The 21,780-nt window shown below is 48.7% G+C and carries 20 protein-coding genes; 5 read left to right on the plus strand and 15 right to left on the minus strand.

Annotated features, from left to right (window positions below; genetic code table 11):
• Window positions 1-29: 29 nt before the first annotated feature.
• From porD to ACYVAM_RS24990, 6 genes are all read right to left on the minus strand, one after another.
• On the minus strand, window positions 30-935 hold the full coding sequence (porD, locus tag ACYVAM_RS24965) for a type IX secretion system protein PorD (protein ID WP_461072170.1): 906 nt from the start codon (window positions 933-935) through the stop codon (window positions 30-32).
• A 35-nt stretch (window positions 936-970) separates the two neighbouring features.
• A complete protein-coding gene (coaBC, locus tag ACYVAM_RS24970) occupies window positions 971-2,194 on the minus strand; it encodes a bifunctional phosphopantothenoylcysteine decarboxylase/phosphopantothenate--cysteine ligase CoaBC (RefSeq protein ID WP_461072172.1) in 1,224 nt (407 codons plus the stop codon).
• Between the two features lie 122 nt (window positions 2,195-2,316).
• The gene (locus ACYVAM_RS24975) at window positions 2,317-2,631 is read right to left on the minus strand and encodes a DNA-directed RNA polymerase subunit omega (RefSeq protein ID WP_461072174.1); all 315 of its coding nucleotides are present in this window, start codon (window positions 2,629-2,631) and stop codon (window positions 2,317-2,319) included.
• A gap of 88 nt (window positions 2,632-2,719) precedes the next feature.
• Window positions 2,720-3,619, minus strand: a complete 900-nt coding sequence (locus ACYVAM_RS24980; RefSeq protein WP_461072176.1) for an outer membrane protein assembly factor BamD — start codon at window positions 3,617-3,619, stop codon at window positions 2,720-2,722.
• A 123-nt stretch (window positions 3,620-3,742) separates the two neighbouring features.
• Window positions 3,743-4,384, minus strand: a complete 642-nt coding sequence (locus tag ACYVAM_RS24985; protein WP_461072178.1) for a T9SS type A sorting domain-containing protein — start codon at window positions 4,382-4,384, stop codon at window positions 3,743-3,745.
• A 116-nt stretch (window positions 4,385-4,500) separates the two neighbouring features.
• On the minus strand, window positions 4,501-6,333 hold the full coding sequence (locus ACYVAM_RS24990; protein WP_461072180.1) for an OstA-like protein: 1,833 nt from the start codon (window positions 6,331-6,333) through the stop codon (window positions 4,501-4,503).
• Window positions 6,334-6,366: 33 nt separating this feature from the next.
• Here ACYVAM_RS24990 and tilS point away from each other — a divergent pair, with 33 nt between their 5' ends.
• Entirely contained in the window at window positions 6,367-7,725 is a 1,359-nt protein-coding gene (tilS, locus tag ACYVAM_RS24995) for a tRNA lysidine(34) synthetase TilS (protein ID WP_461072182.1), read from the plus strand.
• Window positions 7,726-7,843: 118 nt separating this feature from the next.
• Complete coding sequence (locus ACYVAM_RS25000; RefSeq protein WP_461072183.1) at window positions 7,844-10,126, plus strand: OmpA family protein; 2,283 nt, start codon at window positions 7,844-7,846, stop codon at window positions 10,124-10,126.
• Window positions 10,127-10,199: 73 nt separating this feature from the next.
• Here the strand turns inward: ACYVAM_RS25000 and ACYVAM_RS25005 are convergent, their stop codons facing one another.
• The 6 genes from ACYVAM_RS25005 to ACYVAM_RS25030 form a co-directional block, all read right to left on the minus strand.
• A complete protein-coding gene (locus ACYVAM_RS25005; protein ID WP_461072185.1) occupies window positions 10,200-10,388 on the minus strand; it encodes a hypothetical protein in 189 nt (62 codons plus the stop codon).
• A gap of 106 nt (window positions 10,389-10,494) precedes the next feature.
• On the minus strand, window positions 10,495-11,004 hold the full coding sequence (locus tag ACYVAM_RS25010) for a DinB family protein (RefSeq protein WP_461072187.1): 510 nt from the start codon (window positions 11,002-11,004) through the stop codon (window positions 10,495-10,497).
• Between the two features lie 9 nt (window positions 11,005-11,013).
• Window positions 11,014-11,802 (minus strand): glucose 1-dehydrogenase, encoded by a 789-nt coding sequence (locus tag ACYVAM_RS25015; RefSeq protein WP_461072189.1) that lies wholly within the window; start codon window positions 11,800-11,802, stop codon window positions 11,014-11,016.
• Between the two features lie 103 nt (window positions 11,803-11,905).
• Window positions 11,906-13,102: a hypothetical protein gene (locus ACYVAM_RS25020; protein ID WP_461072191.1), complete on the minus strand. Its 1,197-nt coding sequence runs from the start codon at window positions 13,100-13,102 to the stop codon at window positions 11,906-11,908.
• Between the two features lie 79 nt (window positions 13,103-13,181).
• On the minus strand, window positions 13,182-14,024 hold the full coding sequence (locus tag ACYVAM_RS25025) for a type 1 glutamine amidotransferase (protein ID WP_461072192.1): 843 nt from the start codon (window positions 14,022-14,024) through the stop codon (window positions 13,182-13,184).
• A gap of 48 nt (window positions 14,025-14,072) precedes the next feature.
• The gene (locus tag ACYVAM_RS25030; RefSeq protein WP_461072194.1) at window positions 14,073-15,173 is read right to left on the minus strand and encodes a carboxylate-amine ligase; all 1,101 of its coding nucleotides are present in this window, start codon (window positions 15,171-15,173) and stop codon (window positions 14,073-14,075) included.
• 130 nt (window positions 15,174-15,303) lie between these two features.
• Here ACYVAM_RS25030 and ACYVAM_RS25035 point away from each other — a divergent pair, with 130 nt between their 5' ends.
• The 3 genes from ACYVAM_RS25035 to ACYVAM_RS25045 all read left to right on the plus strand — a co-directional run bounded on the left by ACYVAM_RS25035 (window position 15,304) and on the right by ACYVAM_RS25045 (window position 16,541).
• Window positions 15,304-15,561 carry a hypothetical protein gene (locus ACYVAM_RS25035; protein WP_461072196.1) on the plus strand — a complete coding sequence of 86 codons (258 nt, stop codon included), beginning with the start codon at window positions 15,304-15,306 and terminating at the stop codon, window positions 15,559-15,561.
• Window positions 15,562-15,646: 85 nt separating this feature from the next.
• Window positions 15,647-16,198 (plus strand): RNA polymerase sigma factor, encoded by a 552-nt coding sequence (locus tag ACYVAM_RS25040; protein ID WP_461072198.1) that lies wholly within the window; start codon window positions 15,647-15,649, stop codon window positions 16,196-16,198.
• 4 nt (window positions 16,199-16,202) lie between these two features.
• Window positions 16,203-16,541 (plus strand): hypothetical protein, encoded by a 339-nt coding sequence (locus tag ACYVAM_RS25045; RefSeq protein WP_461072200.1) that lies wholly within the window; start codon window positions 16,203-16,205, stop codon window positions 16,539-16,541.
• A 41-nt stretch (window positions 16,542-16,582) separates the two neighbouring features.
• Here the strand turns inward: ACYVAM_RS25045 and ACYVAM_RS25050 are convergent, their stop codons facing one another.
• The 3 genes from ACYVAM_RS25050 to ACYVAM_RS25060 are packed head-to-tail and all read right to left on the minus strand — an operon-like array spanning window position 16,583 to window position 21,652.
• On the minus strand, window positions 16,583-18,226 hold the full coding sequence (locus tag ACYVAM_RS25050; protein WP_461072202.1) for a hypothetical protein: 1,644 nt from the start codon (window positions 18,224-18,226) through the stop codon (window positions 16,583-16,585).
• Between the two features lie 25 nt (window positions 18,227-18,251).
• Window positions 18,252-20,462: a hypothetical protein gene (locus ACYVAM_RS25055; protein ID WP_461072204.1), complete on the minus strand. Its 2,211-nt coding sequence runs from the start codon at window positions 20,460-20,462 to the stop codon at window positions 18,252-18,254.
• Entirely contained in the window at window positions 20,459-21,652 is a 1,194-nt protein-coding gene (locus tag ACYVAM_RS25060; RefSeq protein ID WP_461072206.1) for a BatA domain-containing protein, read from the minus strand. Before ACYVAM_RS25060 ends, ACYVAM_RS25055 begins: the two co-directional genes overlap by 4 nt.
• Between the last annotated feature and the right edge of the window lie 128 nt (window positions 21,653-21,780).

Here is a 21,780-nt window from a genome sequence, read left to right on the forward strand (position 1 = left end):
TAAAGGTAAATTTACTCCCTGATAACCCGTTACTGGATTAATTTCCGATAGTTTTCGGTCTTACCCGGATCCAGGTAAGAAAGTAAATCGAACGCTTGCTTTCGCTCCGTGGGCGTTCCTTCATACAGTATGTTGTATAGCTCCTGCGATTTAGCCTCGAAGAACGAACTGATCAGGACGGAGTTTGGCAACTGCAAACCAACCGTTCGGATGGTAGACAGCAAGGTAAGTACCTGTTTACGGGCCTGTACAGGGTTCGCAGCAAAAACATCCAGCCCTTGCCGATGATAGGTGTAGAGTCCATCCCGAAACGGAATCAGCTGTTGATTCTGCATATTTTCGATTAGCCAATACCGATTTCGGCGATCCCCCCCGTTTTGCCAGGCGCCATTGGCTGACCCTTGCTGGGCCAGGTTTGTAATCGTATAAGCCCGTTGTACATACGGATTGCCACCCTGCCTACTGAACGTGTCATAATCGACAGCCAGAATCACATTGGCATAAAAGGCCAGGAGGGAAGTCAAATCATCCGAAAACTGATTATCCCGGAAATAGACAGGCGTTGTCGGCAAATAAACGAAGTTGAAAGCCCGGTCAACATACGTAAAGGTGGTTGTTTCGTAGTTTGTACCATACACGGGTCGCGTAACCGTAATCTGGGCAGTGGCTTCAAATACCCCCTGTGTCAATGACTTTAGCAGGTTTATATTCAACGAGCAGTTTATGCGTTCCGAAACGCCAAACTGATCATTGCTCCAGCGCCGGTTATTCATGAATTCGGTTATAATCCCCTTCAATTGGTTTAAATAAGCAAAATCAGTTTTTTGTTGGGCAAATAACTGATCTGAATTGACGGTTACCTGGCAATTCAACTCCTGTGCCTGAACTGAACCAATCAGGCAACTCAACAGCAGGACGATTCGTATTGCTTTCATTATCTCTAGCCTTGTAGTCGCTATACGTCTGTTTATCAGAGCGATTTTATCACTAAACCTACCAAATCCTGTGCCACCTCATCTTTCGATTTTAACGCAAAGTCATGGATTTGTTCGTCTTTATCAATAACGGTGATTTTGTTGGTGTCGTGCCCAAAGCCCGCTCCGGAATCGCGAAGTGAATTTAACACAATCCAGTCTAAGTTTTTAGCGTAAAGTTTTTTCAACGCATTGTCGCGCTCATTATCCGTTTCCAGAGCAAAACCCATCATCAATTGACCAGGCCGTTTACGGGAGCCAAGCGTAGCGGCAATGTCCGTGGTCTTGGTTAGTTCAAGCGAAAAGAACGTTTCTTTCTTCTTTATTTTCCGATCAGCGGGGTGAGCAGGAGTATAATCGGCAACGGCCGCGCTCAACACCACAATGTCTGCATCGGAAAAGGCGGTTTCTGTAGCCTCGAACATTTCCTGGGCCGTTCGAACATTTACCCGCTGAATAGACGGATTTGGGAGGGGCAGTGTCGTTGGTCCACTCACCAGGACAACCGATGCACCAGCTTTAGAAAAAGCGTTGGCAATCGCATAGCCCATTTTGCCAGTTGAGTGGTTGCTGATGTATCGCACGGGGTCAATAGGTTCCTGCGTGGGGCCTGCCGTTATCAATACCCGCTTTCCAGACAACGTTGCTTGTTGAGGAACCTCTGCCCAAAAGTTATTGAGTTTCTCCAGAATGTTTTCCGGCTCAGCCAACCGGCCTTCGCCAATCAGGCCACTGGCCAGTTCGCCGTGTTCAGCCCGTATGATGTGATTACCGAATGAGTCGAGCCGACGCAGGTTGTCAGTCGTAGTCGGGTGGTGATACATATCAACGTCCATTGCCGGAGCAAAAAAGACGGGGCAACGGGCCGATAGGTAAATGGCTGATAATAAATCATCGCAAAGGCCTGTCGCGCAGCGGGCGAGTGTATGGGCCGATGCGGGTGCTATCACAAGCGCATCGGCCCATAAGCCAAGTTCGACATGATTGTTCCAAATGCCATCGCCAGGGCGATCATTAGGGGTATTCACAAAGGCGGATAGCACGGGCCTTTTTGACAAGGTGCTCAGCGTGAGGGGTGTTATAAACTGGTGGGCCGAATCGGTCATAACGACCTGCACGTCGGCCCCTGCTTTTATCAATAGTCGCACCAGCAACGCCGATTTGTAAGCTGAAATGCTACCTGTAACACCTAAAAGAATTCGCTTGCCCGCTACTGACATAGAAAGGGTTGATTGAAGAATCGCAACTAGTTGTGCGGTATGGCGTTAACGCCAGCCTACTAAAACACCAATGACCGCACAGCGTATACCGTGCGGTCATTGAAATGGGTATACCATGTGTATTACTGTTGAGCGTCGTCTTCGCTATAACGCCAGTAGACTTTGCCTTCCAGAAACTCATCCGTTGCAATGGAGGTTGGCTTCGGCATACGCTCGTAAAACTTCGAAATTTCGATTTGTTCGCGGTTTTCAAAAACTTCTTCGAGGTTGTCAACTGCCGAAACGAATTCCGACAATTTGTTACTTAACTCTTCTTTGTTTTTCGTTGCAATCTGACGAGCACGTTTCGAAATGATCGATACCGATTCGTACAGATTCCCGGTTTGGCCCGCGATTTTGTCGCTATTGCGGGTAATAATCGATGGATTTGTTGCCATAATGATTAAATCTCGGTATTTGGTTTATAGTATACGGTACTTGTATTGCCAGGGTTTTTCGCTGCAAAGCCTCAAACCGTATCCTGTGTTAATTGGCTGCCGTCACCTTTGCCGGGCGGTTGGCATCTTTTAAGCGTTCTTTTTCCTTTTCACGTTCCTGCTCCAGCTTATCCAGCCGTTCAATCTCTTTCTGGCTGGTTTCAAACATTTTCTCCGACTGCTTCAGGAATTGACTATTAGGGTATTTATCGATAAATGCCTGGTGATAACTGATGGCTTCCTGATAACGTTCCTTCTGTTTAGTTTCCAGGCTGTTTTGAGCCAGACTGAATTCGGCATCAACCTTTAGAAATGCCAGTTCTTCATTGTATTCTGAATCCGGAAACTCCTTTTGAAAGTTATTAATGGCAATAACGGATGACTTATAGGAGGCAATGTTAAAGCCGCTGGTTTTGTAATACAGTTTGGCTTTTTCGTAGGCCTTTCGTTCCAGCTTCCCGCGCAGTTCAAGAATCAGTTTGGTCGATTCATCTTTGTACTTGCTGTCGGGGTAGGCGTTAATAAAGTCCTGAAGAGCCGATGTCGCCGTTAAGGTATTTGACTGGTCAAGGTTAAACGAGGGCGTATCTTTATACAGCGAGTAAGCATACATATACATAGCTTCCTGAGCGTAGTCAGAACGGGCAAACGTTTCATAAAATTTCTTGAACAGCGTAGCACTAAGCAAATACTGCTGCTGCTGATATTGCGTGTAGGCGTAATAGAACTGAGCCATTTCCGACTCGGTGCTGCCTTTCAATACGGGAATTAACTCTTCGAATAGTAATCCTGCCCGGTACCAGTCTCCTTTTTTATAGTACTGTATGGCACCTTTGTACTTTTCGTCATCGCTCCCACTTTTCTGTAGTTTTGAAAACGGGCTACATGATCCAAGTAGAAACGCTACCCAAATCCCCAACAGAATCTTACCAATATGACGGTGTTGCATATGTTTGCAAAGATACAAAAAAAATAGAGGCTACACCGTTAAAACGACGATGTAGCCTGCTATAGTTCTTAAAATGAGTGTTGACCTGGTCTGTTTATGCTATTTTAACATAATAGGCCGACCTTATTGGTGGCGAACGAGCAATCGTTTGGTCGCCACTTTCTTGCCATCTATCGAGAGTTGGTATAAATAATAACCTGTATCCAGCAGACGGGTTCCAATCCGAACTCTATTGGCATTTCGTTCGAGTTCATATTCGGCAATGGGTGCTCCTAATACGTTTAACAGAACCAACTTTGCCTCACCCGCGCCAGTAAACTGATAATCCAGTTCAGCAACGTCGTCGGCAGGATTTGGATAGGCATTGGATACCCACAGTTTATCCGCTGTATATAACCTGTTTTCTGTCTTACCTTCCTGCACGGAAGCCGCTGGTCGGGCTGCACTTTCAACTGCTGGCGTATTGTCGATCGTTGTGGCTTTAGTACCTGAACGAGCCATCAACAGAGAGCGGTAATGCTCATTGATCGCGCTGTTTTTGTGCAGTGTCATTGACCGGTCAAGCCCGGACAACGTTGGGTTTGCGGCAATCGAAAAGCGTTGTGCCGGTAAGCCCGTCGTTGTTTTGCGTACGGATGAGGTACGACCCAGTTCGAGTCGGCTTCCTTTACGGGCGTCCGAATCTCGCTGGGCGACTTGCGCCTGAAGCGGGATCGTTGCCGTTAGCAAGCCCATCAATACACCAATAAGTATAGTTTGTTTCATGTAAGTCTACTTCATGTACGCATGTATTCACCACAAACCTATTCATCTTAAAAGACAAAGTCAACGGGCTATTGTCTAAAAAATTGTTAAATGAGTGAATTAATAGTTTCAATTGGTCAATTAATAGTCTTTTGAACCAATTTTTGAGCTAAAGGTTTAATTGTTCCTTTGTTTTTTAATGGTTTTCTAATTACCGGTTGTTCGGCTGGCGGCTTTTCAAGCCATAAAACCTGATTTTTTGTTGGCTTTTCAGCCTCGCGCCAGCGGAATCCATCCAGTTGTTGAACCTCTGGTGTTAATTCTTTCGGAGGTATGAGTTGTGAATCCGGATGGCCGTAAAATCGAATCTTCCCCACTTTATTATCATTAAATTCAATATTCATTCGGCTTGATTCAACGTGATTCAAACCAATCAATTTATTTTTTTCATCAACCGCGTAATAAAGGCTCTGTCCATTTCCTTCAACAAGAACCCGATCAAGCACAGTCTGCTCCTGATGCAAAACGGTTGTTGAAACAGGTGACCCACCTTTAGGAGTCAATAAGCGCTTAAGGGGCAGTTTTGTTGCAAGGGCTGAAACAGAATGCGGTGCACTACCCGCAGCGGTTGTCGTTGAGACGGGCAAATCGGCGCTGGTAACGGTTGTCGATACAATTTTTGTAGCAAAATAAGCCGTTACCGTTCTCCCCTTAATCTGGTTATAATTCTTGAGTGTATCCAGGGAAATAACGAATGATTTTGTCTTTAAAAACAGCGTGTGAATTTTGTTATTTTTCATCACGGCCCGCATTGAATCGGCTTCCATCTGGTATTTATTCTGACTCCAGACGATTGGTTTTTTATAGAAATAAATAGTCGAGTCGGCCGTGTCGTAAATGAGCGAATCACATTTGCTCTGAAGATCCGATTTGTACAGAAATACGTTTTTCTGACCTAGCAACCGACGCGTATTTGTTACTTTATTATCGAAAGAAAACAAGGTATCAGCCCGCAGGTAAAGAGTGTCCTTTGTCGTCTCATTTGCCAGACTTTTGGCTACCGGGTGGCCTGTCACCCGCGAAATGCCTGCTTTTCCGTTATAACGGACATGGTCACCCAGAATGATCGCCTGGCGGTCCTTGGCAACCATGATCACGTTTCCTTTGGCGATCCCCAACTCGGTAACATTGTCGTAATAAAGGCTATCGCCAGTGAGCCGGTATTTAGGCGTTTCGACCGTAGCCCGACGCTGGAAATTTGAAATACCCGTCGTTGTATTGTATTGACCCTCAATGGCCGTCAGCACCCCATCTTTATTGGTAATGCGGGTAGGACCCTGAAAAATTGCCATTCTGGTCAGAGAATTGTAGAGCAGTGAATCAGCCGTGAGGGTACCTTTGGGGTTTACCAGTCGAACGTTTTGGCGGAACGTGAACAGCTTGCTGCGGGTGTCATAATATCCCTCCCGACTGGTCAGTACATTTTCTTTGTCCACAATACGGCCGGGCGTTGGGTAATGGGCAATGCCCGACAGCATGTCGTAATCAAGGTGAGCGGTGGTAAGCGTCATTTTTCGGTCACGCATGCTCACGCGACCGCGCATGTTTGCCTGACGGACGTTGCCATAATAAAACATGGTATCCCCCTGAACCGTAATTGTATCGCCTTGTATGATCTTTACATGGCCATAGGCTTCGATTACGTTAGTGGTTGCGTTTTGAATGGCGAGGTCACAGAACATCAGGACCCCTTTTTGCCGAAACCTGACGTTGTTGTATATTTTACGAACAACCTGCCCTGGAACTGTCATACCCACCAGGCTGTCAGCACCGGGCAGTAGCTCAACTTTGTCGGCTGCATTCCCCGGTGCCACTGGGCGACCGGGCGAAGGAGGCCCAACCTGTGCCAGCGAATTAGCCGAAACAAGCCATGAACAGAGAAGAAGAAAAGCGGCAAAGAAACGAATCATACTGACAAAACTACGGCTTAGGGCCGACTCCATATGGTGGAAACGGAATTTTTAGGATTTATTAACGACAATCACCTGTTCGAATCAACGGATCAGGTACTGCTGGCCGTGAGTGGTGGATTGGATTCCGTCGTGATGGCGGAGCTTTTTCATCGAGTTAGTCAACCCTTTGCAATTGCCCACGTTAATTTTACGCTACGGGCCTCAGATTCCGACGGGGATGCCGTTTTTGTTGAAAACATGGCAAAACGTTATGGGGTTCCGTTTCATCTTGCTCGTTTCGATACAACGACGTTTGCGCAGGAACGAGGACTGTCTATTCAGATGGCGGCCCGTGAATTACGTTACACCTGGTTTGCTCAACTGCTTGCTACCTATTCGTACCCTTACGTCGCGACGGCGCATCACAAAAATGATGTACTTGAAACGCTTCTGCTCAATCTGACGCGTGGAACGGGTCTGGCGGGTTTGCATGGAATTCTGGCACGGCAAAACCAGATCGTTCGCCCACTGTTATTTGCGACACGTGGCCAACTGGCGACTTTTGTAAACGAAGCAGGTTTACTGTACCGGGAAGACAGCTCCAATGCGAATGATACCTACGCCCGCAATCGAGTTCGTCACCATGTAGTTCCCATCCTCAATGACCTCAATCCGGGTTTATGGCAAACTTTACCTCGAACTGTTGAGCGACTTCGATCAGCCGAAGTGCTCATGCGCGCCGAGCTCGACCGGTCCTGGCAGGCTGTTGCTGAAGTTCGGAATGAAGGCATATTGTTGCCAACCGAAAAATTGCTGGGCTTGCCCGAAGGAGCGTTTCGGTTGATGGAATGGTTGAAGCCAATGGGTTTTACAACCGAACAGGCACGGCAAGTCGCCGATATGCTGAACAAACCCACCGGCCAGATTATTCAGTCAGTTACGCATCGTATAGTGCGTGAACGAACGGGGCTGCTCATCGAAGCGTTACCGGAACAGGTCACTATTGACTTCCTGTTGACTGATTGGTCTGAAAAAGTACTAGAACTATCGAAAGGACGCACACTGACGGTTGACGTAATGGATAGGCCTGCCGGATTCATCCCTTCCCTAGACCCAGCTATCGCCAGTCTGGATGCTGATCAACTTACCTTTCCGCTCCATATTCGCCTGTGGGAACAGGGCGATAGACTGCGTCCGCTGGGGCTCAAAGGCCATAAATTAGTCAGTGACTTATTGAATGACCTAAAGCTAAGCCGCACAGAACGGGAGCAAACCGTTGTCCTGATTTCGGGTGGTGAGATTGCCTGGGTAGTGGGTCGGCGAATTGCTCATCGGTTCAGAATAACGGCTCAGACCCGGAAAATTGCCCAGTTTAGCTATAATAAGGAGTGGCCAAATCCCTTACTATAGGTCTAAAACAAGTAAATTGCTTTGTGTTTCAAGCAAGCCGAACCCATATTCGAAAAAGTTGGCATCTTATTTGATGAGATTTGAGCGAGCCCCAAGTTTTATTAACTCAATAACATCCATGAACCGAATTGTATGTGTCCTGCTACTGGCAGGGCTGGCCTTCTGGAGTCTGACTGCTCAGGCACAAAGTGCGCGACTACGAGCGGCAAATAAGCAATTTGATAATCTTAGTTATGTCAGCGCGGTGCGGGCCTACGAGGAGTTTCTGCGGACCGATAAAAAGAAGGACCCTGCCGAAACGCGGGATGCAATGATCAAACTTGGTTATTGTTACCGTAAACTGGAGGATACACGAAACGCCGAACGGGTCTATAGCGAACTAATAAAGTCGAATACGGACCTTGATAGCGAAGTATACCTGTATTATGCCCAATCGTTGGCTCAGAACGGCAAATATCGGGAGTCTCAGAAGATGTATAGTCAGTATGGCGAGAAGCAGAAAGAAGACTTGCGGGGGCGCCGTTTCACGGTCTCTTACATGGATATGAGCCGATTCTACCAGGATTCGTCGTCTTATCGTATATCAAGTTTGCCCATCAACTCGCGTCAGGCTGATTTCAGCCCCATGTATTATAAGAATGGTCTCGTTTTCGTGTCGGCCCGCGATGAGTCTGGCCCGGTGAAACGGGTGTTCAACTGGAACCAGACGCCGTTTCTGGACCTCTATTTCCACCCCGATACGAACCAACTGCGCGTTCCGGGCTCTGATTTGAACCGTTCGCCTAATTCGGCGGTGTTGGGCGGTGGGAGCGAAAATAAAGCGCAGGGACCCGAAATTACAGCGGAAAATACGCCCCTGACGAAAGCTGAAATATTTAGCCGTACCCTCAACACAAAATACCACGAAGGGCCGATGACGTTCACTAAAGACCAGAACTTCATTGTTTTTACCCGAAACAATTCCAGCAAAGGGAAATCGGGTAAAAGCTCGGACGGCGTAAAAAAATTGAAATTGTATTCTTCCGTTAACAAAAACGGGAAGTGGGTTGATATTCAGGATTTACCGTTCAATAGCAATGAATACTCGGTGGGTCACCCCGCTTTCTCGTTCGACAATACAAAAATGTATTTTGTGTCGGATATGCCGGGTGGATACGGCGGTACGGATATTTACGTCGTTGAGTTCAATAACGGCCAATGGGGTACGCCCGTTAATATGGGTAAAGAAATCAATACCGAAGGAAACGAGATGTTTCCGTTTGCCGCCGAGGGAGACAACCTCTATTTCTCTTCGGATGGGCACGAAGGGCTGGGTGGCTTAGATGTTTTTGTGGCCGAGCTTAAAGATGGCATTGCTTACAAAGGGGTTCAAAATGCCGGGGCACCGATCAACTCCGAAAAAGACGACTTTGGCTTTATCACAGACAAAAGCCGCACAACCGGCTACTTCAGTAGCAACCGTAAAAAAGGAATCAGTGATGATGATATTTATTCATTCCGGCGTACCTGCAAACAACTGAACATTTTGGTATATGACGCCAAAACGAGCACGCCCCTCGAAAATGCGGACGTTCGTATTTTGCGGAATGGTGTCAATCAGGAATTGCGGATTACCAATGCGAATGGTCGAACCGACTTATGCGTCGATTCCAATACGGAGTATGAGTTCAGGGCCATTAAAGAAGGCTATGCTATGAACAGCGTCCGGTTCTCAACCCTGACCCAGTCGCCCAAGCCGGTGCTGAATGTGTCGATCTATCTGGAGCGCTCAGAAAATACTGTTGTTAAGGGGGTAGTTAAAACCGAAGTGAACCAACAACCAGCAACGGGCGTGAAAGTGACGTTGCGAAATGACAAGGATAAATCGGAACAAACCGTTACGACAGGTCCCGATGGGGGATATGAGTTCGATATGAAACCGAATGCCCCGTATACAATTACGGCACAGAAAGACCGCTACGCCACGAAGAAAGCACAGTATAGCAAAACAAAACGCAAAGGTCAGGTGGTGACTGATTCGCTTGGTCTCTACGGGGTTGGTGATGTGTTTCAGTTGAAAAACATCTATTATGACCTGAATAAATTCTTCATTCGTGCTGATGCGGCTCACGAACTTGATCACGTCATGGCTATTCTGAAGGAATACCCTAAAATGCAAATCGAGTTGCGTTCGCACACGGATTCACGAGCTACGGATACGTACAACATTCGTCTGTCGGAGAATCGGGCCAGAGCTGCAATGGATTATCTGGTGTCGCGCGGTATTGCCGCTAATCGCTTAATGGCGCGTGGCTATGGCGAATCGGAAATTATTAACGGCTGTATCGACGGGGTCAATTGCTCGGAAAACGAACACCAGCAAAATCGCCGGACCGAATTCAAAATTGTAGCGGTGCAATAAGAAAAAACGAGCAGCTCAAAAAAAAGAAGACCCTGTCCGACGGGGTCTTCTTTTTTTTGAGCTGCTATGGGTCTTACTCCGATGTCTTGACGTGCTTTTTATGCATCGTTTTAGTGGTCGTAGTTGCTTTGGTGGGGGTCGATTTCTTCACAGTCGTTGTCATCGTTTTGCTCACTGGCTTATCTTGCGAGGGCGTACTGGCAAACACAGCATTTCCACAGAGAGCGGCTGCAACGCAGGCAGCCAGAATGGACTTTTTCATATAATTGAGAATGGTTTAAGGTAATAGCCCACCACCATGACGGGCCTTTGGGTTGAAAGGTCGGTCGATTTTGTTAAACGCCGATGAATGATAACTTAAAAAAAGGTTAAACTGTTATCACCCGAACCGTTACCGATAGCTGTCCAACATGCCGCATGGTGTGCTCGGCTGCGTGCGTTAACAAACCAATCAGTGTAGAAGGAAGTTGTGCCCGGCCCACACCACGAAAATCTGTTAACCTTTGCTCATCTATACGTTGCAGTTCACCCAGCGCCTGATCAACCTGTTTAACAAACTGATATACCAGCTCTTGAGCAAATACCGTCGCTTGATCCGATTTCCCTTCGGATGCCAGGGCGGTTAACTGGTCGGTTGACAAGGCTTCACTCCGAGCGTAAGTAAAAAGTCGGTCAAGAACGCCCGTTAAATGCTGTAAATGAAAGCCAACCGACGCCACACCGGCCGGGCGCGCCCATAGTAGCTGTTCTGGGAAGTTGTGCATGAGCGCGGTTACTTCTTCCCGAGCCTGCATTAAGGCATGGGCAATCGGCTGCACCAGTGGGGGCACATCGGAGAGAGGACCCCGCAGCCAAACTTCACGTGTTTCGAGAGACATAGTCGTCCGTTAAATTACAGTACCACCATCTGCGTAAAACAAACTACCCGTGCTGTAAGATGACGCATTTGACGCCAGAAACAGGGCCAACGGGCTAATTTCATCGGTTGTACCCATGCGGGCGATGGGCAGGCGGCTGGTGAAGTGATCGAGGATTTTTTCGTTCTGCCAGAGCGCCTGGCTGAATTTCGTTTTGATCAGGCCAGGGCAAATCGCGTTGACCCGAATGCCATCGACTCCCCATTCTTTAGCCAGTACCTTCGTTAGCATATTGAGCGACGCTTTGCTGACGCTGTACATGCCCAGGCCGGGGTCGGGCGTATGGCCGGCAATGCTGCTGATCATGATGATACTGCCTCCGCCACGGGCTTTCATGCTTGGATAGCAAAGTTTACTCAACTCGAAAGGTGCTTTGACATTGGCCTGCATGATCTTGTCAAAAGCAGCGCCATCGCAATCGAGGGAAGGGCCAAAGACCGGGTTGGAAGCCGCATTGTTGACCAGAATATCAAGGCCATCGTAGGTTTCGATACTTTTGCCCACCAACTGCTGAAGCTGGGCCATATCGCCCACATGAGCCGCTATGCCGGTTGCTTCGCCCCCTTGTGCTTTGATCTCGTTGGCAAGCGCATCGCAGGCATCCTGCTTGCGGCTGCTGATGATCACTTTCGCACCAAAGCGGGCGAATACACGGGCAATATCCTCACCGATGCCTTTGCTGGCACCCGTGATGAGGGCAACTTTGCCGGTCAGATCGAAAATAGCTTTTTCAGCACTAGTAACCTGTTGTGTTTCCATGGAATAATGGGTAAAGATAAAGGTCGTAAAGGGGTTGTAAAGACCGCAGATGATAACACTGCGCTCCTGTCAAATCCATTACGACCTTTATAGTGAAAACGTATTATTTTTCAAAAAAACAGACGGTACCGCCAACCCAGTCTTTGTTCTTATTGAAGTTGACACCAATCATTTCGCCCCGGCTCAAACGGCTAAGGTTCGTGATCAGTGTAGGTTTATCATCACCTTTTGGCCAGATAAACAGCATCCGGATTTCACACTTTACCAGCCCGTCGGGCGATTGAATGACAGGTTCGTATTTAACCTTCCGCTGAAGCAAATAACCGTCTCGCTGGTAGGCCGGAATGGCATCGAGGTCCGTAGCGGTAATGTTTAAGTTTACCCCGCTGCCGGCGAAAGAGAACAAGGGTTTCAGGACGTAATTCTCCAGATCGTTTGGGTAATTGCTCAGGTCTGACAGGTAGTAGCTGGCCGGCACATAAGGGCTTTTGAGCAGAGGTAGCGTGTATTTGCTAATTCGGAAAAACCAGTTCGGATGGCCAACCCACTCCACATCGACATCGTCGGTCAGGTGGAAGTCGCTGCGTAGCTCCGGGAAGTTTTGTAAATCATCGAAAATCAGCCGGTTATAAATCCGTTTGATGCGAATCTGACGCCCGTCTTTCTTATAATACAATGCCTTACCTTCTTTCCTTATTTTGGTCAGACAAACGGGGGCAACGCCCAGGTATTTCTCTGTCAGAAGAAAGTCGATGCGGGTTTTTTGTTTTTCGGGATAAATTTCCAGCAGAATCACCTCTTCCGGTTTGCAATCGCCCACAATCATCTGACGCAATCGTTCGATGTAATCAGCATTATTGTCAACCGTGAATAAATGGGAGAGAGTATCCGGAATGGGATAGAGTTCACGAAAGATACTGGCAATGAACACCTGAAATCCATATAGCGACGGAAAGCCCTGTAACTCAATTAGCTGCGGGGTAAGCTCCCCGTTGGCGTCGTGGCAAACGGCAAAATCGACGGCCATAAACTGCGTGTGGGAATCTTCATTCGGCACGCGTTGCTCGGCTGGAATGGCCTTATCGGTCCGAGTTTTAAAATCCTCACGGGTGATGACCGCAATAATATCATTGCAGGCGGCCACTAATTTGTCCGTCAGTACTTTAGGCACGAAAACGGGGGTTTCTGCTACGCGAAAATCCAGCTGGCCGGGGAAATCGGCGTCAATTTTATCCAAAAAAGCCCGGTAACTCTCCGGGCTAAAGGCTTGATTGTAAGCTTGGCGGACGTCTTTAATCATGAAAGTAGGTTTTGAAGAAGAACGCAGAAAAATGAATGGCCGTGAGTTTACGATAGTAAAACCACGGCCATCCTTATGTCTATTCCATGATTAGTTCTGGCGATAAAGCCCGAATGGCCTGCTGTAAGAAGCCCGGCAAAATGACAGATTCGGTCAGTGCGATCTTATCGGGGTCCTGCAAATAGGCCACCATGTCGTCGTACTTTTCCTGTCCGAAATTTGACACAATGTGATTGCGTTTCTCGGGCTGCATGAAGTACCGAAGCATTCCCTCATTATCCGCTTCGGGATGAAACTGCGTACCAATAATTTCGGGCGAGAAACGCATCGACATCACCGCCCGGTCGAGCAGCACGTGAGGTCTGATTTTCTCCAGGCACAAAATCTCCGCGCCCAGTTCATTCATCCGGTCGGCGTCTGGTTCAGTAATCTGGTAATCACGGGAGTCGACCGCATAGAATGGGTCGGGTAACCCTTCCAATAATTCTTCCGAGTCACCTTCTTCAGTTTTATGCACCGGGAAAATGCCGAACGACGTGGATTTGCGCCGACTCAGTAGACCCAGATTCAGGTGGCGCACCACCAGCTGGAACGAATGACAAATCAGAAATACGAATTTCTTGCGTTCGTTGGTCTGGTTCCAGGCAAATATCTGGTCGATTAACGTAAAGTAGCTCGCTTCCCAGGCGTCCGATGACGCCATTGGACTACCGGGCCCACCCGACGAAATATAGACATCGTAGCTTAAGTCAGGGATTTCGTTATTAGCCCGAACATCATATACGTCAAACTCCAGTTCCGTATTCAGGTCTGCCACCTGGTTACTCCCCTGGACATTTCGAATTGTATGTAAAATACAACGCATGCCTTCATTGGCATGGTTGTTATTCATATCAAGAACGGCAATTTTTACTAAGCTCATAGACTGTGTATTACGGCTAACTATTATTCATGGTGCCTCGAAAAAGAACTACCTGATGCCAAAAGAAGTTTCTTCGACAATGTAATTTACCACCTGTTTCAGATCGTTGGTTTGCTGGAAGACAGCCAATTGACGGTCGGCTCCCGTACCCATTTCCAGGATTTTCAGAACGTATTCGCACTCGGTCCGGCTGCCCAGTTCATCCACGACATCGTCGATAAACGTCAGTAATTCGTGAATTAACTGGTGGGTTGGTACTTCTTCCTGCTTCCCGAAATCGATCAGTTTGCCTTCAATACCATACCGGGCCGCTCGCCATTTATTTTCATTGATCAGGATTCGGCGGTAGGGGCGGAAGTTGAGATTCTGCTTGTGTAACTTATCAATTTTGGCAACTAAAGCCTGCATGATAGCCGCCAGACAAATGGTTTCATCGACTCGCATGGGTACGTCGCAGATCCGAAACTCAATGGTGTCGAAGAACGGATGCAGCCGGATGTCCCACCAGATTTTCTTGCCGTTATCGATACACCCTGTCTTGACCAGTAGCTCAATATATTCGTCATACTCAGCCGCCGACGAGAAATAATCAGGGATGCCCGTTCGGGGGAATTTATCGAATACTTTCGAGCGGTACGACTTGAAGCCCGTGTTGCGCCCTCGCCAGAATGGAGAGTTCGTCGACAGGGCGTAGATATGGGGCAGAAAATACCGGACAGCGTTCATAATCTGGATGCCCTCGTTGCGGCTTTCGATACCCACGTGGACGTGCAACCCAAAAATTAAGTTCGAGCGGGCTACATCACGCAGTTCTTCGATAAGCCGGTCATACCGTTCATTGGGTGTGATTAACTGTTCCTGCCAATCCGAAAAGGGGTGTGTACCGGCAGCCGCAATCTTAAGGTTCTGTTTCTCAGCCAACTCGATAATCATTTGCCGGAGATACGTCACTTCCTGACGGGCTTCCTGAATGTTTCTACAGATATTCGTTCCAACTTCCACAACCGCCTGGTGCATTTCGGCTTTTACGCGTTCGTGAAGAACTATCTGCCCACCGTCGACAATCTTCGACATATGCGAACGTAACTCGCCTGTGTTGGGGTCAATCGTTTGAAACTCTTCTTCAATACCAAGGGTGAAAACAGGCATACGGAGTATAGGTTAGTGTCAGGTTGGCTAGCGTAAAGGCTAAAACTATGGGATAAGATACATTTTTTTTGTAAACCTCATGCAGTGCCAATGGTTTTCTCTAAATAATTACACGCAGAACAGATATATCATGAGAAGTCAACGCGAAAAGAAGCTGATTACAAAATATTGGCTGTTTGGAGGCAGTGGAGCCATGCTCCTGGGTAGCGGATTGGCGGTACTTTTGCACGGGTCGAAACTCCGTGAAGTAAATGCCGACCCCTGGTTTTGGGTCAGCACAGGTGGTTTTGCACTTATTATGACGGGATTGGGTTTCATTGGCGATGCCAATCGTTTCCGAACCATGGCCGACGTATTGCAGGAGTTGGATAAGCGTGATAGTCGTTAGCCTAACGAATCTGTATGAGTTAGGTCTGACAAACGGGCGATCCGGTGACCAGCTCATACAGATTTTTTGAATTCAGGCTTACAGAATGGCTGAAACGCCCAAACGGAACATCCTTGAGACAGTTAAACAGTACGGAAGCCGACTGTCGCGGTTCATTCGTGGGCAGGTAAAATCAGACGAAGACGCCGAGGATATCTTGCAGGATGTCTGGTATCAGCTAACGAAAGTGGTCGATCTCGACGGCATCGAAAGCATGAGTGGCTGGCTTTTTCAGGTGGCCAGGAACCGGATTACCGATGCCTATCGAAAGAAAAAAGAAGATTCGTTGTCGGACCTGATGAGCGAGGAGGACGACGATGATTTTCGTTTCCGGGACATTCTGCTGGCTGACGCCGAAACGCCCGAAGACCAGTTTTTTAAGGATATATTCTGGGAAGAACTGATGAAGGCTCTTCATGAACTCCCCGAAAATCAGCGCACGGTATTTGTTCAGAATGAGCTGGAAGACCGGACTTTACAGGAAATTGCGGATCAAACGGGCGAAAATCTGAAAACCATTATTTCCCGAAAACGATACGCCATTCAGCACCTTCGGAAGCGGTTGCAACGACTATACGACGAACTTGATAACTTATAAGGCTATGAAAACTTCTCACAGACGGTTCCGATTCTTCATACCGCTGGGCATCTTGCTAGTGTTGCTGGTCATTTCGTACGTTGTATTCTGGCTCTGGAACACAGTTCTCGTCGCCGTTGTACCCGTCAAGCCGGTCACAATCTGGCAGGCTGCCGGTTTATTACTCTTATCCCGAATCTTGTTTGGCGGATTCAAATTTGGCCCGTCGGGCGGTCGCTATGGTAGCGGAGAAGGCTCACCGCCCTGGCGTAATCGATGGCGTCAGATGAGCGACGAAGATCGAAGCAAGTTCAAGCGGGAGTGGAGAAAACGCTGTGAAGATAAATCTGATACGTCCAATTGACGGACTTTCAATAAGCTAAGTAAGTGGTTATAAGCAATAACCTAAATCACTTTCGGTTCAATCCACAGTGCGGTGAAACAGCCGGTAATTAACAGTAACCATACCCAGTTTGGCACTTGAGTCGTCGTTGTTCGCGTCGTTCGCTCGCTTGTCGATTGGGCCAACGCATGGGCGGAAACAAATCGCCGAATGATTTCTTGTTCGGCTAAGGGCCTGGATTCAGTACGCGCGTCGACATACAGCGCCAGCGAGTCCTGGATAGATTGCCAGCCAGCCTGCCTGAATAACGAAGAGCCAGAGGCCGCGTGTTCGTTCATGGGTGACTTAACAAACGATACCGTATCCTGACCAATAGCTAAAAAAACTGGCAGATTGCCTGAGTTGCTGATCCGGACTTCCTGCTGCAACCCACTAAAAAGGGGCGCATCTACCTGAATCGTATTTTTGTCGGAGGGGGCCAGCCGTACCAGAACCGCTGTCCAGAGTTGGGAATAGGCCACGCTGTCGCCACTAAGCGACAACGGAAAAGTTTCACTTAACAGGCTTGCGCCAACGCGTCCGGCAAGCTTGCGCTGAATCGCCACCGGATAGCCTGTCACCGCAAACTGATTGATATTGTCCGCAAACCGATAGGAGAGCGCATTGAGACCATGACCGACCGGAACGACGGGCTCGCTCGACACCTTCCTGACCTGCCATTTGCTGCTTAGCGCCTGATTGATGATCCGAAAATCGCTTTCTGGGTTAGTAAAGTTGATGAACAAAACGGCTTTGCCGTCGGCAAGCGCTTTTTTTATAGAAGCAGTAGCCGCATTGGCAGGGTCAGTGATCAGCAGGTCAGGCGTTGTTTTATCGATCGTCTTTCCGACTTTATTAATGCGCACATTGCTGTTAATACCTTTCGACAGCGTTGTTACGACCTGTACCGTATGTCCTTGTTTTCCTAGCCAGCCCGCCAGCGTGTTGCTTTCAAAATCGGGGTTATCGAGTAAAAATTGTACGTTCAGTGGCTCCGTTGGCCGGGCAAAAAAACGAACCGTATCGAGCGTAGTCGTGCCCAGCGTTAGTTCAGCCTGGCTGCGGCCACGCACAAAAGCCGGAAACTGGAGCGAAAAAGAATTGTCGCCTTCGTGCACCGAAACGCTATCCAGCGTCCGATTACCAAACCGAAGACGCAGGAGTTGCTTTCCCGAGGAATAAACCCGACCCGTGACCCGCTGCATTTCACCCTGACGAACGATGCCCTTCCAATGAAGGCTCTCCAGTTGATCTGGCTGGGAATACGGAACCCAGTTAACCGACGAATGGCTGAGACTTGTCAGCGTTTCGATGGGGAAGCGCTGGCCAACCAATGTGACAGAATCATACTCGTTTTTCAGGTTCCGGCTGGTAAAGCTGTCCTGAATGTGTAAGCTGTCCTTGACCTGACGGGCAACGGCAGAAGGCACCTCGTCGCCGATTAACAACGCATGGCTGGAAGGGCGTTGACTTAGCCAGTGAAATTGCCCGAAATAGGCCGCTATAAGTAGCCACAGGGCGCTATTCAGCCCGACTTTAATCCATTTTCGACTGGTCGGTATGGATTGATTGCGGCTGATGAGCCAAAGTTGACCAACCAACAGGATCAGTAACGCCAGAGCGATACACCAATTAATAGGGCTGGTCCAGTTTATACTTGTTTGCATTCGGATGAGCAGATCGTCTGCCGGACTAATTAATGTGCCGCCAGAAAGCTTGTTGTAAGGCACGGTCACTGGCATATGACGGCCCCGTTCGTTCCGACGCTCCAGTCAGGCTGTATAATTTTGTTTTCAACTGCGTTTTCTCGGCGCTGGTCAGCGATTTGCCCCCGGCTAGTTTTTGCAGCGATGTCAGCATCGACCAGTTCTGAAGACCACTGTTGACCACGCCATTCGCCAACGCGTTGCCAAGTTGCTGCACGGCTTGCCGTTGTTGAGCATTGAGTTTGGGTATGTCCAGATAACCAAGCGCTTCGGCAACCAGCAACTCGATGCGCTGTTGGCTATAGGTCCGCTCCTGATTAAACGCCGTCGTTACGTTTTTCATTTCGCCCGTCAACCGGGTTTCTTTCTCCTTGGTTTGGGGCGGGTCAAAGCCGGTTTTCTTCACGTAAGACCGGGCTTTCTGCTGCGACATTTTCAGGTACTTGAGGGCTTCCTGCTCAAACGGCAGGGCTTTTTCGGGCTCGTATAATCGCAAATGCAGTTCCGACTGCCACATGTTTTCCAGGGCCATCTTTAGCAGCGACCGGGTCGATTGCTCGTGGAAGGTGTTCGTTTCAGCATTGTCGTGCGAGTGAACGTACTGCTCCATCAACGCGGCCACCGGGTCCTGATTATCGGCGGCCTGGGCAGCGGGGCTTCCGTGGTCATGGTGGTGTTCTTCTTCGTGGTGGGCCTCGGCATGTTCTTCGCCCTTATCGTGGTCATGAACAAATCCTTTAAGCGGGTCGCCGTCTTCGTCGGTGGGTTCAATGTGTCCGCCCCCGGCCGAGGTTTCGAATTCTTCGCCCAGAAACTGGCCATATCGGAGCCGAAGCACTTTCTGATCGAAGCCAATTTCGTTGGATTGACTTTTATAGGCATGGGTTACTTTAGACCCCATTTTCTTTCGGCTCGCCAGTAGCTTTTCGGTGTCGATAATGATCTGTCGCTGGCTTCGAAAGTACTCGGGCATAATGTTCACGGCCATCGTGGGCAACTCACTTTCCTCGACCTCGGTCGTATCTTTATAAACCAGAAAGTACGTGTCTGATTTTGTGTAATTTGGTTCGGGCTGGCGATTATCGAAAGCTGCCCAATAGTAATACAGTTCGTCGCCCGGGGCGAATTTCAGTTCATCAAGATCCAGGGTTTTGGTGAGTTTGGCGTCTTTGAAATTCGCCTGGCTCAGCGGTAATCGGACTTCTCTGAATTTAACGTTTTCCCCCGAACCCCGAGCAACAGTAGCGACAAGAAAGGTTTTCGATACCAAAAAATCATCCGATATCCGGGCACCGATTGTCAGCGTTTTTGGGTCTTTAATGGTATGAAAGCTGTATAGTTCTTTCGAATTCGGCTCGATCTTGGGGGCCAGATCGGGTTGGGCTTCGAGCCGATAAAAGTCTGATTGATAGATAACCGAATCCTTCTGCTGATCGGTGCGCCAGTAAGCTTTGATCGCATACAAGCCCGAATTGATCAGTTTATCCTGGTACGTATAGGCATCTCCGGTCTTTCGAAACAGAAGCTCTTTCCCCTGACTGCTTACAAGTTTTACCGACACCTGATTGGTCGAACTAAACTGGAGCTGCCAAGTCAGAACGGCACCCACAACGCTCGATGCGTTTAAATTCGCTGAGTTTATTTCCGGAAGTCGGGTATAAGCGGGCGGCTGAATGTGTAATCTGGCGGATTCAAAGGTTGGCGCAACCGGCTTGCTTTCAGATGTAAACGTGCCTGGTAAGCCCTGCTTTTTAGGGCTGTCTACGGCATTATTTTTTAACAAAGGATAACCGAAATAGACCGCCAGCGCGGCCCCTAAAAGCAGGCCGTATTGCCCAGCTTTTGTTAGGAAAACGATGGGTACGTGAACCGTTTGAATATGCGTATTCAGGCGGTCGAGCTGAAGTTGTTCGGCCAGATTAAGCTGGGGTTTTGTCAGGAGGGGTAAACTATATTCCACATCGCCAACCGTCTGGTGGATGAGCCGAATGGCCTGTGGCTTTTTATCCTGATAAAGCTTACTCAAAACGGCTCCCAGGCCAAAGCCAGCTACGCCAACAAGCAGCGACCAAACGGTCGATCCGGTAAACGTAGCCGTGATCAGATAGGCCGAGATAGCCAGCAGCACACACCGTAGGAGGGCGTTGGCGTAAAGTTGGTACGTGACCGACGAGACAAGGCGTTTCAGTTCGTTCATGCGTTTTTGGTCAAGGCAAGCCAGCGTTCAATGAGTAACAAAACGACGAGAAGCAGCAAAAGCGCATCCTGAACACCCGCCTGCTGCGCTGTTGTGGGTTTAGTTGACGAAATAAAGAGTGACTGGAGGTCTTGCTGGCTCAACGGTTGATGAGAGGAGACAAGGCCGTAATGATGCATTAATTGGGTGCCGAGCCATTCCGGTAACTGCCCTGTCGCTACCCGATCTGATGTTTGTGGAGTCAGTGATTCATTCGTGAAGACGACGTTGGCAGCCTGGGCCGCTGAGGCACTGCCAGACACAATGTAAAGGGTTTGTGTTGCGGGTTTTGCTGGTAGCTGATCGGTGAGTACCCAGGCATACGAGCGGTTCGGCTGTGGGGCTTCGTCGAGGGTTAGGTCAACGGCGTAAACGTCCGCCAGAGCACTGAGAGCGGCTTTTACGGTTTGTCGCTCCCGCTCATTCCGGTAGTTGAGCAGGACAACTATCGGTCCTGCGTTTACAGGGGCGGATTGGAACTTTACCGTTGGATCGAGCACTGGAACGCTGTTGAACTTGCCCGCCCGATTGATAAATAGTTTTCGGCCATTTTTGCCCATCAGATAGGGGCGAGGCTGGCTCGTTGAATCAATCACCGTGTGTAGGCGGAAGCGCGCCGGAACCGTAATGGCTGGTAACTTGGCCAGATCCTGACTGTTCGTGATATATAGATGAAGTTCAGTATTCTTGCTGTCGAGTTTATGAATGGCCGTTTGCATCTGTAACGGGTTCAAACGCGGGGCCTTTTGAAAACTATAAGGCTTGTCATCCATCGTGCTCAATCGTTCGTCGGCCCAGACGACCCGTTCCCCCTTTTTTTGTGCATCCGTCAGTTCAAACTTGAAGTTTTCCGAAACGGCCGGACTGGGTTGTACCAAGTGAAGTCGCTCAATGGTTGGGGGCTTCGTAAACCAGGCTAGAATGGGTTGAGCCAGTAAAAGAGCTAATACAATCAGTAACAAGCACCGACAAATGAGCAGTAAAATATTATCGAGTCGAAGTCCGCGACTTTGTTGCTGTTGCTTCTCGATAAGCCATTGTGTAGCCGCCCAGGGTAAGGGTTTCCCCTGCTTCTGGTGCCAGAAGTGAATAGCCACCGGAATAGCGACGGCTAGCGCACCCCACAATAAAAATGGCTCAACAAACTGCATTGTGGTTTATGGTATTGGGTTTGTGGTTTACGGGTAGTGGTTTGAGGTTAGCGCATCCGTGGCCTGTGTCTTCACGGGCCACATTCGCGTCAGCAATGGTTTCTTTTCGGCAGAGCGGGCTGTGAGGA

Source organism: Spirosoma horti, from assembly GCF_054776595.1.